This window comes from Microcoleus sp. N9_A1 (assembly GCF_036701795.1).
Taxonomy (GTDB): Bacteria; Cyanobacteriota; Cyanobacteriia; order Cyanobacteriales; family Microcoleaceae; genus Microcoleus.
The window spans coordinates 1-14,410 of record NZ_JAUBRI010000110.1 but is presented as its reverse complement, the minus strand read 5'-3'; the positions used below and the strand labels follow the sequence as shown (position 1 = coordinate 14,410).

At 46.0% G+C, this 14,410-nt stretch carries 19 protein-coding genes and 1 pseudogene; 16 read left to right on the top strand and 4 right to left on the bottom strand.

All coding sequences use genetic code 11. From position 1 onward, the window contains the following. Positions 1 to 55: 55 nt before the first annotated feature. Both QUA58_RS29220 and QUA58_RS29215 read right to left on the bottom strand, forming a co-directional pair. Positions 56 to 247: a hypothetical protein gene (locus QUA58_RS29220; protein ID WP_333397606.1), complete on the bottom strand. Its 192-nt coding sequence runs from the start codon at positions 245 to 247 to the stop codon at positions 56 to 58. 8 nt (positions 248 to 255) lie between these two features. Beyond that, positions 256 to 582 (bottom strand): iron-sulfur cluster assembly accessory protein, encoded by a 327-nt coding sequence (locus QUA58_RS29215; RefSeq protein WP_333252041.1) that lies wholly within the window; start codon positions 580 to 582, stop codon positions 256 to 258. A 17-nt stretch (positions 583 to 599) separates the two neighbouring features. On the opposite strand from QUA58_RS29215, the gene QUA58_RS29210 reads away from it, so the two are divergent. Next, positions 600 to 755, top strand: coding sequence for a hypothetical protein (locus QUA58_RS29210; protein WP_333397604.1), 156 nt, complete (start codon positions 600 to 602; stop codon positions 753 to 755). A 44-nt stretch (positions 756 to 799) separates the two neighbouring features. On the opposite strand, the gene QUA58_RS29205 is transcribed toward QUA58_RS29210, so the two are convergent. Continuing rightward, the gene (locus QUA58_RS29205; RefSeq protein ID WP_333252042.1) at positions 800 to 1,219 is read right to left on the bottom strand and encodes a phosphomannose isomerase type II C-terminal cupin domain; all 420 of its coding nucleotides are present in this window, start codon (positions 1,217 to 1,219) and stop codon (positions 800 to 802) included. A gap of 136 nt (positions 1,220 to 1,355) precedes the next feature. On the opposite strand from QUA58_RS29205, the gene QUA58_RS29200 reads away from it, so the two are divergent. After that, complete coding sequence (locus tag QUA58_RS29200) at positions 1,356 to 1,481, top strand: hypothetical protein (protein ID WP_332970238.1); 126 nt, start codon at positions 1,356 to 1,358, stop codon at positions 1,479 to 1,481. Here QUA58_RS29200 and QUA58_RS29195 read toward each other — a convergent pair. After that, entirely contained in the window at positions 1,478 to 2,023 is a 546-nt protein-coding gene (locus QUA58_RS29195; RefSeq protein ID WP_333397608.1) for a Fic family protein, read from the bottom strand. The two genes, QUA58_RS29200 and QUA58_RS29195, sit on opposite strands and share 4 nt — an antisense overlap. 473 nt (positions 2,024 to 2,496) lie before the next feature. Between QUA58_RS29195 and gltB the strand changes: the two genes are divergently transcribed. The 14 genes and pseudogenes from gltB (at position 2,497) to QUA58_RS29125 (ending at position 14,126) form a co-directional block, all read left to right on the top strand. Further along, entirely contained in the window at positions 2,497 to 7,083 is a 4,587-nt protein-coding gene (gene gltB, locus QUA58_RS29190; RefSeq protein WP_333397603.1) for a glutamate synthase large subunit, read from the top strand. A gap of 95 nt (positions 7,084 to 7,178) precedes the next feature. Further along, positions 7,179 to 7,703, top strand: coding sequence for a hypothetical protein (locus tag QUA58_RS29185; protein ID WP_194067511.1), 525 nt, complete (start codon positions 7,179 to 7,181; stop codon positions 7,701 to 7,703). Positions 7,704 to 7,970: 267 nt separating this feature from the next. Continuing rightward, positions 7,971 to 8,612, top strand: coding sequence for a Panacea domain-containing protein (locus QUA58_RS29180; RefSeq protein ID WP_194067545.1), 642 nt, complete (start codon positions 7,971 to 7,973; stop codon positions 8,610 to 8,612). After that, positions 8,605 to 8,997 carry a hypothetical protein gene (locus tag QUA58_RS29175; protein ID WP_194067512.1) on the top strand — a complete coding sequence of 131 codons (393 nt, stop codon included), beginning with the start codon at positions 8,605 to 8,607 and terminating at the stop codon, positions 8,995 to 8,997. The genes QUA58_RS29180 and QUA58_RS29175 overlap by 8 nt, the downstream gene beginning before the upstream one ends. A 145-nt stretch (positions 8,998 to 9,142) precedes the next feature. Continuing rightward, positions 9,143 to 9,463, top strand: a complete 321-nt coding sequence (locus tag QUA58_RS29170; RefSeq protein WP_194067513.1) for an RNA-binding protein — start codon at positions 9,143 to 9,145, stop codon at positions 9,461 to 9,463. 30 nt (positions 9,464 to 9,493) lie between these two features. Then, a pseudogene (locus QUA58_RS29165) lies at positions 9,494 to 9,910 on the top strand (element excision factor XisH family protein). Beyond that, complete coding sequence (locus QUA58_RS29160; protein ID WP_333397601.1) at positions 9,898 to 10,239, top strand: XisI protein; 342 nt, start codon at positions 9,898 to 9,900, stop codon at positions 10,237 to 10,239. Before QUA58_RS29165 ends, QUA58_RS29160 begins: the two are co-directional and overlap by 13 nt. Positions 10,240 to 10,331: 92 nt before the next feature. Continuing rightward, positions 10,332 to 10,616, top strand: coding sequence for a hypothetical protein (locus QUA58_RS29155; protein WP_333397599.1), 285 nt, complete (start codon positions 10,332 to 10,334; stop codon positions 10,614 to 10,616). Continuing rightward, positions 10,606 to 10,974 carry a type II toxin-antitoxin system RelE/ParE family toxin gene (locus QUA58_RS29150; RefSeq protein ID WP_333397598.1) on the top strand — a complete coding sequence of 123 codons (369 nt, stop codon included), beginning with the start codon at positions 10,606 to 10,608 and terminating at the stop codon, positions 10,972 to 10,974. The genes QUA58_RS29155 and QUA58_RS29150 overlap by 11 nt, the downstream gene beginning before the upstream one ends. A gap of 2 nt (positions 10,975 to 10,976) precedes the next feature. Then, positions 10,977 to 11,213 carry a DUF4926 domain-containing protein gene (locus QUA58_RS29145; RefSeq protein ID WP_333397596.1) on the top strand — a complete coding sequence of 79 codons (237 nt, stop codon included), beginning with the start codon at positions 10,977 to 10,979 and terminating at the stop codon, positions 11,211 to 11,213. A 35-nt stretch (positions 11,214 to 11,248) separates the two neighbouring features. Further along, entirely contained in the window at positions 11,249 to 12,106 is an 858-nt protein-coding gene (locus QUA58_RS29140) for a hypothetical protein (protein WP_333397593.1), read from the top strand. An 85-nt stretch (positions 12,107 to 12,191) separates the two neighbouring features. Beyond that, positions 12,192 to 12,749: an O-acetyl-ADP-ribose deacetylase gene (locus QUA58_RS29135; protein WP_333252050.1), complete on the top strand. Its 558-nt coding sequence runs from the start codon at positions 12,192 to 12,194 to the stop codon at positions 12,747 to 12,749. Beyond that, a complete protein-coding gene (locus QUA58_RS29130; protein ID WP_333397590.1) occupies positions 12,724 to 13,389 on the top strand; it encodes a transglutaminase family protein in 666 nt (221 codons plus the stop codon). Before QUA58_RS29135 ends, QUA58_RS29130 begins: the two co-directional genes overlap by 26 nt. Positions 13,390 to 13,571: 182 nt before the next feature. Beyond that, entirely contained in the window at positions 13,572 to 14,126 is a 555-nt protein-coding gene (locus QUA58_RS29125; protein ID WP_333397588.1) for a GNAT family N-acetyltransferase, read from the top strand. Positions 14,127 to 14,410 lie beyond the last annotated feature (284 nt).

Below are 14,410 nucleotides of genomic sequence, written 5' to 3'. Positions count from 1 at the left end.
TTAATTGGTATCTCGGTAAAAAAATGAGTAAGATTACTCATTGACAACAGTGCTTTTAGCTTAACTTGTGAGTAATGGGATAAACCCAATTGGCGAGCAGCCAACTGAAAATTACGCCAATTTCGCTAGATACAATATCTGATGGGCCCACAATGATAATCTTCCCGCTTTCTAGTTCAACTTGGTAATCTTGACCAGCTTCTTGGAAGGTTTTTTGGACTTTTTCTAAGTCTTTGAGTGTCATCATATTGATTATTACCTGGCAGAAAATGAGTTGCCGCAGCTACAGTTTTGGGCGGCATTGGGATTGTGATATCGGAAACCTCCGCCCATCAAGTCTTCTGAATAATCTAAGGTGAGCTCATTCAGATATTTTAAGTGCTGGGGATCGATCGCAACTTGAACTCCCTCGGACTCACATAGAGCGTCTTGTGGGGCTGGCGCATCGTCAAATGCCATTGTATAGGACAAACCGGAACAGCCGCTCGATTCCACGCCGATGCGAAATAAAGCATTGGGGTTCGGATACTTCGACTTGAGTCGCTTTACTTCTGTCGCTGCTGTTTTGCTCAGATGAATCATTATTTGTAATTGGGGAATTGGGAATTGGAAATTGGGAATTGGGAATTGGGAATTGGGAATTGGGAATTGGGAATTGGGAATTAGGAATTGGGAATTGGGAATTGGGAATTAGGAATTGGGAATTGGGAATTGGGAATTGGGAATTGGGAATTAGGAATTGGGTTACTTATTGATGCGAATATTCAATTTCCTATGCCCTATGCCCTATTCCCAATAGTTACTTAGCCTTTTCTGTGCGGGCATAATCGTCTTGAAACCGGATAATATCATCTTCTCCGAGATATTCACCATTCTGCACTTCAATTAAAACCAGGGGGATAACTCCCGGATTTTCCAGACGGTGAGAAGTGCACTGCGGAACGTAGGTAGACTGATTTGTAAACAAAACTTGTTCAGTTTCGCCACAAGTAACTTTTGCAGTACCAGAAACTACGATCCAATGTTCGCTGCGGTGGTGGTGCATTTGCAGACTGAGGCGGTGTCCGGGATTAACTTCGATGCGCTTAATTTTATATCCTGGGCCTTCTTCTAGAGTCGTAAATGAGCCCCAAGGCCGCGATTCTGTGGCGGTTATTTCGTTGAGTGATCCAGGTGCGTGCAGACTAGATAGTTGAGAAATTTCTTGAACTTGAACCATGTTTTGACTCCTTGAGGATTGCTTGCTGAATCCTGTGGTAAACGACTTTGGGTTTGATATTAGCTAATTTATCCTGAAAACCGAACTCCGATCGCGCGAACCGGTTAGCGGACTGTAGATTTTTGCAGTTTTGCCTGTGAAAGCTCGATCGACGCACCTTAACCACCATAGCAAAATCATCACAGTAGTTGTCACCTGTTATGCGATCGATCGCCCTAATCTACATCAAATCTTCATCTACGGCGACTGGTTCTTTATTTAAGGGGACATCTGGTAGGATTTACGGTTGTTTTGGAATGATTTAACCACAGAGGGCGCAGAGGGCGCAGAGTCGGAGAGGAGAGAGATGAATAATTGCGATACCAGCGGATTTGAGATGAACCCTAATCCAGCTTTTGAGACTGCTGCTGCAAAACTGCTAGCATTGTACGCAGCACGAACCTCATTAGAGACAGTCACAATGGGATATCCACCCCGCAACAACAGGAGATTCATCAATAATCGCCCGGTACGCCCGTTACCATCCCGAAATGGATGAATCGACACAAAGCGAAGATGTGCTTCGGCTGCAAACTCTAGCGGATGTAACGATTTGATTTGATCACTGTTAAGCCATTGAATAAATTCCGGCATTAAATCCGAAAGCAAATAATGAGGCGGATAGAGGTATTCGGTACCAGCGGCTTTGACATCTAACTGCCGATAACGTCCAGCTTCATCCGGCGCGTTAGCGAAGCCCGCCCCTACGGGGACTACGCCAACGAAGAGGATCGCCCTTATAATCAAATTGTGTATCTGTTTAATTTCCGATTCACCGATCGCAGTGTCCGATCGCGTTTTATCATCTAATTAGCAACAAGCTGCTCTTTACTTATTTATGAACAGGCAAGATGCCTATTGCTGACAATGGTGTAACATCTCAGCTTCAACTATTTTTGCACGGTCGAATGTATCCGAATTGCCCATCTCTCTTCTCTTCCTCTGCGCTCTCTGCGGCCTCTGCGGTTAAAAAAATCCAAATATCAATTTATCATCTAATTACCAACAAGCCGTTCTTTACTTATTTATGAACAGGCAAGATGCCTGTTCCCGACAATGGTACAACATCTCAGCTTCAACTATTTTTGCACACTCGATCGATCGCCTAAACTTTGATTTTTTCGTGCATCTGCCCAATTGAGTAGATCCACATATAATAAATGATACTAGAGCGATCGGCATCCCATCCTCTAATCTAGAGCCACAATATCTCCCTAACTTTCAGGAACAAATAAAAAATGAATAGCAACGGACTGCCAGTAAAACAAGGCCTATACGATCCGCAGTTCGAGCACGATGCTTGCGGAGTCGGATTTATTGTACACATGAAAGGTAACAAATCCCACGAAATCGTCGAACAGGGACTAACAATCCTGTTGAACCTCGACCACCGGGGGGCCTGCGGCTGCGAACCCAACACCGGAGACGGGGCGGGAATTTTGATGCAAGTGCCGCACAAATTCATGAAAAAAGTAACGGCGGCCCTCAACATCCAACTTCCAGAAGCCGGCGAGTACGGTGTCGGCGCGATTTACTCATCGCCAAATCAGACGGAACGGGAAAACGGCCAGCGCATCTTTGCCCAAATCGCGGCAGAAGAAGGCCAAGAAGTGCTCGGCTGGCGCGAAGTTCCCACAGACAACTCGTCCCTGGGCGACACCGCCAAATCTAGCGAACCCTTCATGCAGCAAGTGTTCCTCCGGCGCGCCGCAGGTATCGACGAGGCTGCCTTCGAGCGAAAACTGTACGTCATCCGCAAACGCGCTCACAATGCCATCCGCAGGACGGAAGTAGACCCATACTGGTATAATTCCACACTCTCCTGCCGGACGATCGTCTATAAAGGAATGTTAATGCCCGTGCAAGTCGGCGATTACTATCCCGACCTCCACGACCCCGACATGGAAAGCGCTTTAGCCCTAGTTCACTCGCGCTTCAGCACCAATACTTTTCCAAGTTGGGAACGATCGCACCCTTACCGCTACATCGCCCACAACGGCGAAATCAACACCATGCGCGGCAACATCAACTGGATGCACGCGCGGCAATCCTTGTTCGAGTCGGAGTTGTTCGGAGACGATTTAAAGAAAATCCCGAACTTAATCAACATCGAAGGTAGCGACTCGACAATCTTTGACAACGCTTTGGAATTACTATATTTGGCCGGGCGTTCTTTACCCCACGCCGTGATGATGATGATTCCCGAACCTTGGACGGCCCACGAGTCCATGAGTGACGAGAAAAAAGCTTTCTACGAATACCATTCCTGCTTGATGGAACCTTGGGACGGCCCGGCTTCGATCGCATTTACCGATGGTACATCGATCGGCGCAGTGCTCGATCGCAACGGTTTGCGCCCTTCCCGCTACTGCGTCACCAAAGACGACTTAGTAATTATGGCATCCGAAGCCGGAGTTTTGCCGATCGCCCCAGAAAGAATCCTATCAAAAGGCCGCCTGCAACCGGGGCGGCTGTTCCTAGTAAATACTGAGGAAGGCCGCATCGTTTCTGACGAAGAAATTAAGACCAAAATAGCCACAGAACACCCGTACCGCCAGTGGATTGACCAGCACATGGTCGAGATTGCCAAACTCCCAGATGCGCCAGCAGTCGCAGAATCCGACCCCGAAACATTGATCCAGCGCCAAATGGCCTTTGGCTACACCTTTGAAGAACTGCGGTTGCTGTTAGCGCCAATGGCAACAAACGGCGTGGAAGCTGTCGGTGCAATGGGTGCAGATACGCCGCTAGCTGTTTTGTCGAACCGACCAAAGCTGCTTTACGAATACTTCCAGCAACTGTTTGCTCAAGTTACCAATCCGCCGATCGATTCTATCCGCGAAGAAATTGTAACTTCTGCCGAAACTACGATCGGCGCTGAACGCAATTTGCTCAAACCAGAACCGGAAAGCTGCCATTTGATTGAACTGAAAACGCCAATTCTCAGCAATGAAGAATTGGCCAAACTCAAACAAGTAAAAATAGGTAATTTCCGATCTACTACACTGCCAATTTTCTTTGACCCCAAAAGCGGTGTGAAAGGTCTAGAACAAGCCTTAGAAGAGGTTTTTGCAGCAGCAGACAGCGCGATCGCCTCTGGGGTGAATATCATCATTTTGAGCGATCGGGGTATCAGTCCAGACAAAGCCCCAATTCCGGCGCTGCTGGCGGTTGCGGGCCTCCACCACCACTTGATCCGCCAAGGAACGCGCACGCGGGCGGGACTCGTTCTCGAATCCGGCGAACCGCGAGAAGTGCACCACTTTGCAACTTTAATCGGCTACGGTTGCGGTGCAATTAATCCGTATTTGGCCTTCGAGACGATCGCCGATTCGATCCAACAAGGTTTGCTGCTAAATGTCGATTACAAAACAGCTTGCAAAAACTACATCAAAGCCGCAACCAAAGGCGTGACGAAAGTTGCCTCGAAAATCGGGATTTCTACAATTCAAAGTTATCGCGGCGCGCAGATTTTTGAAGCAATTGGCTTGAACAAATCCGTAGTCAATAAATACTTTGCTTGGACAGCTTCCCGGATTGAAGGTGTAGACTTGGAAGTCATCGCCCAAGAAGCAATTTTGCGCCACACCCACGCCTTCCCAGAACGCCCCAGCAGCGGACATACTCTCGATGTTGGCGGCGAATATCAGTGGCGGAAAGAAGGCGAGGCGCATTTGTTTAGCCCGCAGACAATTCACGCGCTGCAAAAGTCGGTGCGCGAGGGCAGTTATACGCTTTTCAAACAGTATTCTGGGCTGGTTAACGAACAAAACCAGCAGCATTTTACCTTGCGCGGTTTGTTGCAATTCAAGCAGCGGGAATCAATCCCGATTGAGGAAGTCGAACCCGTGGAATCTATTCTCAAACGCTTCAAAACTGGGGCGATGAGTTACGGTTCGATTTCCCAAGAAGCCCACGAATCTTTGGCTGTAGCGATGAACCGCATTGGTGGTAAATCGAACACTGGTGAAGGTGGCGAAGATCCGGAAAGATATACTTGGACAAACGATCGCGGCGACTCGAAAAACAGCGCGATCAAACAAGTTGCTTCCGGGCGTTTCGGCGTTACCAGCTTGTATCTTTCCCAAGCCAAGGAACTGCAAATCAAGATGGCGCAAGGGGCAAAACCCGGAGAAGGCGGACAGTTGCCGGGTAAAAAAGTATACCCGTGGATTGCCAAGGTACGGAACTCGACTCCTGGTGTGGGTTTGATTTCGCCTCCTCCTCACCACGACATTTATTCGATCGAAGATTTGGCCGAATTGATTCACGACTTGAAAAATTCCAACCGGGAAGCGCGGATTAGCGTCAAACTCGTGTCGGAAGTGGGAGTCGGGACGATCGCCGCTGGGGTTGCGAAGGCCCACGCCGATGTGGTGCTCATCTCCGGCTACGACGGCGGTACGGGCGCTTCGCCGCAGACTTCGATCAAACACGCGGGATTACCTTGGGAGTTGGGATTGGCCGAAACTCACCAGACTTTGGTACTCAATAATCTCCGCAGCCGGATTGTTGTCGAAACTGACGGACAAATGAAAACCGGCCGCGATGTAGCAATTGCTGCCTTGCTTGGTGCGGAGGAATTCGGATTTGCTACCGCGCCGCTGGTGACATTGGGCTGCATCATGATGCGCGTATGTCACCTGAACACTTGCCCGGTGGGTGTTGCAACCCAAGATCCGCTGCTGCGGAAAAACTTTACCGGCGATCCGGATCACACGGTAAACTTTATGACCTTCGTCGCCCAGGAAGTCCGGGAAATTATGGCGCAGTTGGGTTTCCGCACGCTGAATGAAATGGTGGGGCGGACTGATGTTTTGGAACCTCAGCAAGCGGTGGCGCATTGGAAGGCCAAGGGTTTGGATTTCTCGAAAATCCTTTACCAGCCGGATGTTGGGGCGGATGTCGGGCGCTACTGTCAGATGGCGCAGGATCACGGGTTGGAAAAGTCGATGGATATGACTGTGTTGTTGGATTTGTGCAAAGGTGCGATCGAAAACGGCGAAAAAGTGCACGCCAAACTGCCGATTACCAACATCAACCGCGTTGTGGGCACAATTCTCGGCAACGAAATCACCAAACGCAACTGGGAAGGTTTGCCGGATGATACCGTACACCTGCACTTCCAAGGTAGCGCTGGGCAAAGCTTTGGCGCATTCGTACCCAAGGGAGTCACCCTAGAGCTCGAAGGCGAAGCCAACGACTATTTGGGCAAGGGCCTCAGCGGCGGCAAAATCATCCTGTATCCGTCGCCAGCTTCTACCTTTGTCGCAGAGGAAAATGTGATTGTCGGCAACGTGGTGCTTTACGGAGCCACCGCTGGCGAGGTTTTCATCCGGGGGATGGCGGGCGAACGTTTTGGGGTGCGTAACTCCGGCGTGAATGCAGTAGTTGAAGGTGTGGGCGATCACGGTTGCGAGTACATGACTGGCGGCAAAGTTGTGGTTTTGGGTGAAACCGGGCGCAATTTTGCAGCGGGTATGAGTGGCGGTGTTGCTTACATTTTGGATGAGGCGGGGGATTTTGCTACTCGCTGCAATATGTCGATGGTGGATTTGGAAAAATTGGAGGATGTTGAGGAGATTGCTGATTTGCGGCTGATGCTTCAAACTCATGTTGATTTGACTGGAAGTGCGAAGGCATCGAAGGTTTTGGCTGCGTGGGATGAGATGGTGCCGGTGTTTGTGAAGGTGATGCCGCGCGATTACAAGCGGGTGTTGCAGGCCATTGAAAGGGCGATCGCATCGGGTTTGAGCGGTGATGATGCGCTGACGGCTGCGTTTGAAGAAAACGCTCGCGATGTCGCCCGGATTGGCGGCAGTTAGGGTTTAAAATGAGGAATGGGTAATGAGTGTTACTAACAACCCATTACCTATTCCTCACTAGCGATCGATTACTAATTATTAATTACAAACTACCAATGTTACAAAATATCAGTAATACCGAGGATGCGATCATTGAAGAAATTCTTAAACGTTGGCAACCGCGATCGAGTCGATGTGGTCGCCTAGTGCAACGGTTCGATAGCGTTTTGCATTGGCATTACAGCGTTACTCTATCGGATGTGTTTGCGATCGGTTGGGGGCCGGAGCGATCGGGCAGTCCATCAGATAGAGGACGCTTGGCTATCGAAAAGCTAGGGGATAATTTTCATGATGCCCTGAAAGTTCCCTATCTCGATAGATCAGCAATTCTGACCAATTTAATTGCTTCTGTCCCGGCGTTTCACGAGCAATGGAACTATGGTGTTCAAGGCTGGAATTGCGAGCATTGGGCGCGTTTAGTAACGACCGGGCAACCGATTTCGTATCAAATCAAACATCAAGGTTTTGGACTTTTCGACCTATTTGGTACGTTGTACAATCGCGGGGAGGCGATCGCCCACCTCAATGGTCACAGAGACTATGCGACTCAACGAATCCGCGCGATCGCTGACAATGGTTAAAGCCTATGTAGGGTCCGTCAGACATCAAGATTTTCGGGCGTATTTTCTCTCGTTTCCAGGATCTGCCTCCATTTCCCTCATTTTTTTCTTGAGATATCTAGAAAACCTCAGAATGATAGCTAAATGCACGTTATCAGTCGGAAACAATTAAGAGAATACAGTCGTCACACAGATTTCTATTATGCTTTGTCAAAGCACTAATGACTGACAAATCATTATGGTTTACAATGAAGTTGTACTACTGTGAAGCACTCTTCCAAAATGCTTATGCCCATCCAATTTCGGTTTCATCCAGAGAAAGCTATTGAAGCAGCAGCAGTGCTTTTAAAGCTGCACGGTAAGCCTATGAAATATTTAGGCTTACTGAAGATGCTTTATATAGCTGACCGTATTTCATTCAAACGCATAGAGCAACCGATTACTGGCGATCGTTATGTATCGATGGATTATGGTCCTGTCCTCAGTGGTGTTTACGACCTGATTAAGGGGAAGCCCATTGATAATGCCCTACCTCTCTGGTCTAAGTTCATTGCCACGAAAAATGAAGATAATGAACATCTTGTTTACCTGTTGAACGATCCGGGGAATGCAGATATTTGTGAAGAGGAGGAGGAAATTATTCAACAGGTTTATCAAGCTTTTGGACATCTCGATCCTTTTCTGGTTGCTGAATGGACTCATGACCTTCCAGAATGGCAAGATCCTCACGGTTCAGCCATTCCGATTGCTGTAGAGGATATTCTAAAAAATGTGGGTAAAAGTGACGAAGAAATAGGTGAAATTCAGCAGTCAGCCATCCGAGAGGCATATCTAGATAGAGTTTTGATGGCTAAGAGTGATGAGGAAATAGGTGAAATTCAGCAGTCAGCTATCCGGGAGGCATATCTAGATGAGGTTTTGAATGGCTAGCATCATCATTAATTTGGGAGATGCTTTTTTGCTGGATACACCTCCTAACAGCGAACATCTATATATTGCCATTGCACAAACTTCTGAAAGCAGCTATCTCTTCGTTAATATCACTAGCCGCAGACCTAATTCTGAAGATGCCTGTGTTCTCCTACCAGGTTCGGGTGTACCAAGCTTTATAGTCCGTGAGTCTGTAGTAGCTTACCAATTTGCCCGTGAGATAAATGCTACTGAACTAGCTGGATTAATTACGGCTGGTAGTCCTATTCCAAAAGGCTTTTGTTCAGAGGCTGTTCTGGCACAGATCCAGCAGGGTGGTTTGATTTCCAAACGGTTGAAGAACAGGTATAAAGTCGCCCTCAAAAGTTTCTTGGGAATATCGTGAGATTTTGTTGAGCGTTTAATTATGAAATTTGAAATCTTACACTCCGATCGCGAATTTATAAGCTGTGAAGCAGAGGAGGGCTAATGTTAGATATTGCATTTTATTCGCACAATTTCCTAGAATCCTAAAACAGCAATAGTTGACTATGAATCAAGAATTTTGGAACTCGATCGAGTCCAAGTATCCACTTGGAAAACTAATATACGGCAAAGTTGAATTTCATGCACCTTTTGGAGTGTTTGTCAATCTTGGTGATGCAGAAGTAAAAGGACTTATTCAAATTTCCGACTTTCTCGATACCGGATCGATGACAGCAGAAATGTATCCCGATATTGATTCGCCTGTTGGTGCTGTTGTCATTGGCTACACTAAAGACGATCGCAAACAAGTTTGGTTGAGCGTGAAACCCAGTGTTCTACAAAAATCCCTTGTCAAGTTAAAAATTCCTGTGGCAAGTCAGCTATAATACTCATTTATTTTAGTCTATAATAAGCCTATGCCCAAGCTAGACATCATCCACTACGCTGTCAAAAACGCACTGATCAAAGACGGCTGGACGATTACTGACGATCCCTATGTAATTCAGTATCGCAGAACAACGCTGTACGCCGATCTCGGTGCGGAACAACCCATTGCTGCTGAACGGCCGGGACAGAAACTTGTAGTTGAAGTGAAAAGCTTTATCGGTGCGTCAAAAATACAAGATTTAAAAGAAGCTCTCGGTCAATAGGACATCTATCTTTACTTGTTAGAGGAAACTGCACCCGATCGCAAACTTTACGTCGCAGTTAGTGCGATCGCATATAAAAGTTTCTTCACTCAAGATGTAATTCAATTAATTGTAAACAGACATCAACTTCCGCTAATTATCGTAAATACAGAAGTAGAGGAAATTGTACAATGGATAAACTAATCGAGTACCCCCAATTAATCAAACGTATTTTGACCGAGTATGTAGAATTGTGCCGCCCTTCTCAACAAGACATCGAGACATTCTTGATTACCGACGAACAAAACGGTCATTACATCTGGATGAATCTTGGCTGGCAAAAGGGCGATCGCATTACCGGTATCACTGTTTACGTTCGGATTCGCGATGGTAAATTCTGGATCGAAGAAGACTGGACAGAAGATGGGATTGCAACGGATTTGGTGCGTGCAGGAGTTCCCAAGGAAGATATTGTGTTGGCATTTCACGAGCCTGCAATGCGACAGTACACAGATTTTGCAGTAGTTTCCTAGTAATTTATCAAACTTTAAATTGCTGTTGACCCACCCGTTGGATATAATGTTGTTACTAGATTGTAGAATAGCAATCAAAAAAAAGGATAATTATGACCGTCGAACAAGCCATTTTGGAAAATGTGAAGGTCTTATCGCCAGACCAGCAACAAGAAGTCTTAGCTTTCATCAAATTCTTGCAGTCCGATAAATGGGAAGATATCTATAAAGGACGCTTCAAAGAACTGCAACAAAAAATTCGTCAAAACATTGATATCGATCCAGATGATGACCCCACTGAAACTGTCCTCGAAGGGATTCAGCAAGGCTTCCATGAGGCAATTACCGGACAAACACTCCCCTTGTCTCAACTGTGGGACGGCATCGATGACAATTGATCCGCAACCGATCGCCATTGAACTCACCCCCCGATTTCAAAGAGACTTGCGAAATTTAGGCAAACGCTATCGCAACATTCGCAAAGACATTCAGCCTGTAATCGCACAACTTCAAGCGGGGGAACTTCCGGGCGATCGCATTCCGGGAATGGAGTACGAAATTTTCAAAGTCAGAATTAAAAACAGCGACATTCAAAAAGGCAAAAGTGCTGGCTACCGTGCTATTTATTACCTCAAAACTAGCGATTCGATCGTTTTGGTGACCATCTATTCTAAATCAGACCTATCAGACATCGCGGCCGAAACAGTTCGAGAAATTTTAGCCCAATACGAGCAAAAATTTCCTGAATCAGAATAATTATGAACTATCGACTTTATTCGGATGTCATCTTGCTGTGCAACCTTCCAGAAGAAGGACTTGATACCGGCGATATCGGTACAGTTGTGGAACAGCATCACGTTGAAGAACTAGAAACAGGTTATAGCGTTGAATTTTTCGATCTGTTTGGAAATACTGTAGCAGTTGCGACGCTACCTGGAAGTTATTTGCGATCGCCCACAAGTGCAGACAGACCTACAGTTAGACTGGTTAACTGATATCATGTATAGAATTTGGGAAATCAACAAGCAAAATGATTCAATCCATACCGAAAATATCCATCAAACCTGGATACCGTGCCCAGTCGGATGATAAAACTCCTGAAGCTGATGCAATTGATTTTTACCTACTGCGGCAACTCACCAATTCGCAACGGTGGCAAATGGGGGCAAAATTAACTCGTTGGGCAAAAACTGTTAGCTTGCGCGGGATGAAAAAAGCTTGTCCCTCAACCTACAAAGAGCGATTTGCTCGATCGATATTAGGTAGCAAGTGGTTACCAATTTTAACCCCCACCAGTGAGCCCTCTATGTGGACGCAAGACCCCAGCGAAATTGCTAGACTGTTGCACCCAATTTTTGAAACATTAGGTGTCTCTTATTATATTACAGGAGGCGTTGCCGCTTCTGTCTATGGCGACCCGAGAACAACACGCGATTTAGATTTAGTAATTGAATTGCTCCGGGACAATATTTTTCAATTAGTTGAAGCACTAGAAACGGCTGGTTTTTACTGCCCCCCTGGTTCGGTAGAAGATATTCAAGAGGGTAGAGGGATGGTGTTGAGCGTCACTCACATGACTTCAGTATTGAACGCTGATATTGTGCTGAATTCTCATACTGAATTCGATCGCTCAAAAATGGCAAGAGGACGATTAGAAGCGCTTGACGAAGCTGGTGTAGAACAATTTTGGGTTGCTTCTCCTGAAGATATTGTGTTGGCAAAACAGCTCGGGCGGCAACAGTCTCAGTCTCAAAAACAATGGAATGATGTTTTGGGAATTCTGAAAGTCCAATCTGAGAATTTGGATCGGGGTTACTTAACAGATTGGGCCCAACAATTGCGGTTGATTGATGATTTGAATCTAGCTTTTACTGAATCAGGGATTTGATGCGATTCCAAATTGTTTATTTCGCGATCGCACGCACTTTATCTGTATCATTATAGGTATAGACTTTTAAAGCTAAATTAATTTTATGCAAGTTATTTTAGGCAACATCACACAACTCAAAGTAGATGCGATCGTCAATGCTGCTAATACCAGTTTGCTTAGAGGTGGTGGAGTAGATGGCGCAATCCACAAAGCAGCAGGCCCGGAACTTGTTGACGAATGTCGATCGCTCCGAGGATGCAAAACCGGGGATGCTAAACTCACAAAAGGATATCGCTTACCCGCACGCTTCGTCATCCACACCGCAGGCCCCGTATGGCAGGGAGGCAATCGCGGAGAACCGGAACTCTTAGCCCAATGTTACCGCAAGTGTATGGAAATCGCGATCGAGCAAAAGTTCGACAGTATCGCATTTCCTTGCATTAGCACCGGCATTTACAAATATCCCAAGGATCTAGCAGGTGAGATTGCAGTCAAAATATGCTACGAAGAAATGCAAAAAAATGGCGCTCCTCAAAACATAACTTTTTGCTGCTTCGATTCGGAGAATCATCAGGTTTATGAGAGAATTGTAGCAGTTCTCAGGCAGAAAGGGTATCTGAAAAATGATTCCAGAAATGAAAACCTATTTAGCAGCGACTGACATTATTGATCGCGATCATCTCGCAATTTTAGCACTTGCTCAGAAGATAGCATCAAAACATCATACATCAAAGGCGATCGCCCAATCTTGTTTTGAGTGGGTTAGAGATGAAATTCGCCACAGCTACGACTATCAGATGAATCCCGTCACCTGTCGCGCATCCGATGTACTGGAACACAAAACAGGTTATTGCTTTGGGAAAAGTCACTTATTAGCAGCATTGCTCAGGGCTAACAACATTCCCGCAGGTTTTTGCTACCAAAGATTGAGCATTGATGACAAAGGTGCGCCCTACACATTGCACGGTTTTAATGCAGTTTACTTGCCAGAAGTTGGATGGTATCGCGTCGATGCAAGAGGCAACCGCAAGGATGTTAACGCTCAATTCACACCTCCGACAGAGCAATTAGCATTTAAAATTCAATTTCCAGAAGAAGCAGATTTTCAAACCATTTTATCTGAGCCGCTTCCAGTAGTTGTAGAGGCTTTACAAAATCACAGTACATGGGATGAATTGCTGCTCAACCTTCCCGACGTTTCTCTAGAATCGGCGCAGAAATACGGCCTGGCGATCGCCCACCTCAATGGTCACAGAGACTATGCGACTCAACGAATCCGCGCGATCGCTGACAATACTTAAAGGCTATGTAGGATCCGTCAGACATCAAGATTTTCGGGCGTATTTTCAGGTTTTTGCCTGACGCACCCTACCGATTACTCGCGATGTCGCTCGGATTGGCGGCAGCTAGGGTTCTGCGGTAGAATTATACTCATGTAGCAAGGGGCTTAAAGCCCCTTGTCCGAGTTCCTACACACTATGCAATGGAATATCTAATTTTTAGAGAAGCGGATCGAGATGACATACAGGCGATCGTCAATATTCACAATTCTCATGCGCGCAGTCAAAATACGTCTATCGAACGCGGCTTTTTGCTAACACAAATTACTGAAGATGAGATTGTCAAAAGCTTAAATAATTCATGCAGATATTTTGTCGCAGCTAAAGCCGATGGCGAAATTCTGGGATTTGTGGCTATATCACAACCCAAAATATCTGATGAAATCTTGGATAAAATCATCTGGAAAGATGAGGCTTTTAAGAAAAGAGTCACAAGCGATCGGCATTTTTATCTCGAAAGAGTAGCAACAAAGTTAGATTGGATGGGTAGAGGTGTTGCTCAATTTATGTATAAAGAAATTTATCAAGTTTTTCCAAATTCATTTATTTCGCTATTTATTGTTACCCACCCCATAGCTAATAGTCGTTCCCTAATGTTTCACCAAAAGCATGGATTTGAACAAATAGGAACTTTGCAAATTGACCTATTTCTAGATTTAGAAAATTATGAATGTATTGTGATGTTTAAAGAAACTTGAATTTATCATGAGTGAGTCTCCCAGCCGAAGCCGACATCAATCCAGCCTAACAGGAATTCCCAGAAGCGAGGGAACAGTTATCTCCGCGAATTGCCATCTCAAATAAGCTCGATCTAACTCCATTGGCGGCTGCGATACTTCGCCTGCCCGCAGTAAAAATCTTTTTTTCCCAAAACAAAAAGCGCCCCTATTACTAGGAGCGCTGTTTGTCAATCTCAGACTAAAACTTAGCCATTGATAGAAGGAGCAATCATTGCAACTGGGGTGACTTCACCAGCAGCCAA

Bases quoted from the DNA above. Each gene is read 5' to 3' on its own strand.
- QUA58_RS29215 (WP_333252041.1), bottom strand. From the start codon at position 582: ATGATTCATCTGAGCAAAACAGCAGCGACAGAAGTAAAGCGACTCAAG.
- QUA58_RS29155 (WP_333397599.1), top strand. From the start codon at position 10,332: ATGACCGTCGAACAAGCCATTTTGGAAAATGTGAAGGTCTTATCGCCA.
- QUA58_RS29140 (WP_333397593.1), top strand. From the start codon at position 11,249: ATGATTCAATCCATACCGAAAATATCCATCAAACCTGGATACCGTGCC.
- QUA58_RS29220 (WP_333397606.1), bottom strand. From the start codon at position 247: ATGATGACACTCAAAGACTTAGAAAAAGTCCAAAAAACCTTCCAAGAA.
- QUA58_RS29180 (WP_194067545.1), top strand. From the start codon at position 7,971: ATGCCCATCCAATTTCGGTTTCATCCAGAGAAAGCTATTGAAGCAGCA.
- QUA58_RS29160 (WP_333397601.1), top strand. From the start codon at position 9,898: ATGGATAAACTAATCGAGTACCCCCAATTAATCAAACGTATTTTGACC.
- gltB (WP_333397603.1), top strand. From the start codon at position 2,497: ATGAATAGCAACGGACTGCCAGTAAAACAAGGCCTATACGATCCGCAG.
- QUA58_RS29130 (WP_333397590.1), top strand. From the start codon at position 12,724: ATGAAAACCTATTTAGCAGCGACTGACATTATTGATCGCGATCATCTC.
- QUA58_RS29185 (WP_194067511.1), top strand. From the start codon at position 7,179: ATGTTACAAAATATCAGTAATACCGAGGATGCGATCATTGAAGAAATT.
- QUA58_RS29205 (WP_333252042.1), bottom strand. From the start codon at position 1,219: ATGGTTCAAGTTCAAGAAATTTCTCAACTATCTAGTCTGCACGCACCT.
- QUA58_RS29125 (WP_333397588.1), top strand. From the start codon at position 13,572: ATGGAATATCTAATTTTTAGAGAAGCGGATCGAGATGACATACAGGCG.
- QUA58_RS29135 (WP_333252050.1), top strand. From the start codon at position 12,192: ATGCAAGTTATTTTAGGCAACATCACACAACTCAAAGTAGATGCGATC.
- QUA58_RS29175 (WP_194067512.1), top strand. From the start codon at position 8,605: ATGGCTAGCATCATCATTAATTTGGGAGATGCTTTTTTGCTGGATACA.
- QUA58_RS29145 (WP_333397596.1), top strand. From the start codon at position 10,977: ATGAACTATCGACTTTATTCGGATGTCATCTTGCTGTGCAACCTTCCA.
- QUA58_RS29170 (WP_194067513.1), top strand. From the start codon at position 9,143: ATGAATCAAGAATTTTGGAACTCGATCGAGTCCAAGTATCCACTTGGA.
- QUA58_RS29150 (WP_333397598.1), top strand. From the start codon at position 10,606: ATGACAATTGATCCGCAACCGATCGCCATTGAACTCACCCCCCGATTT.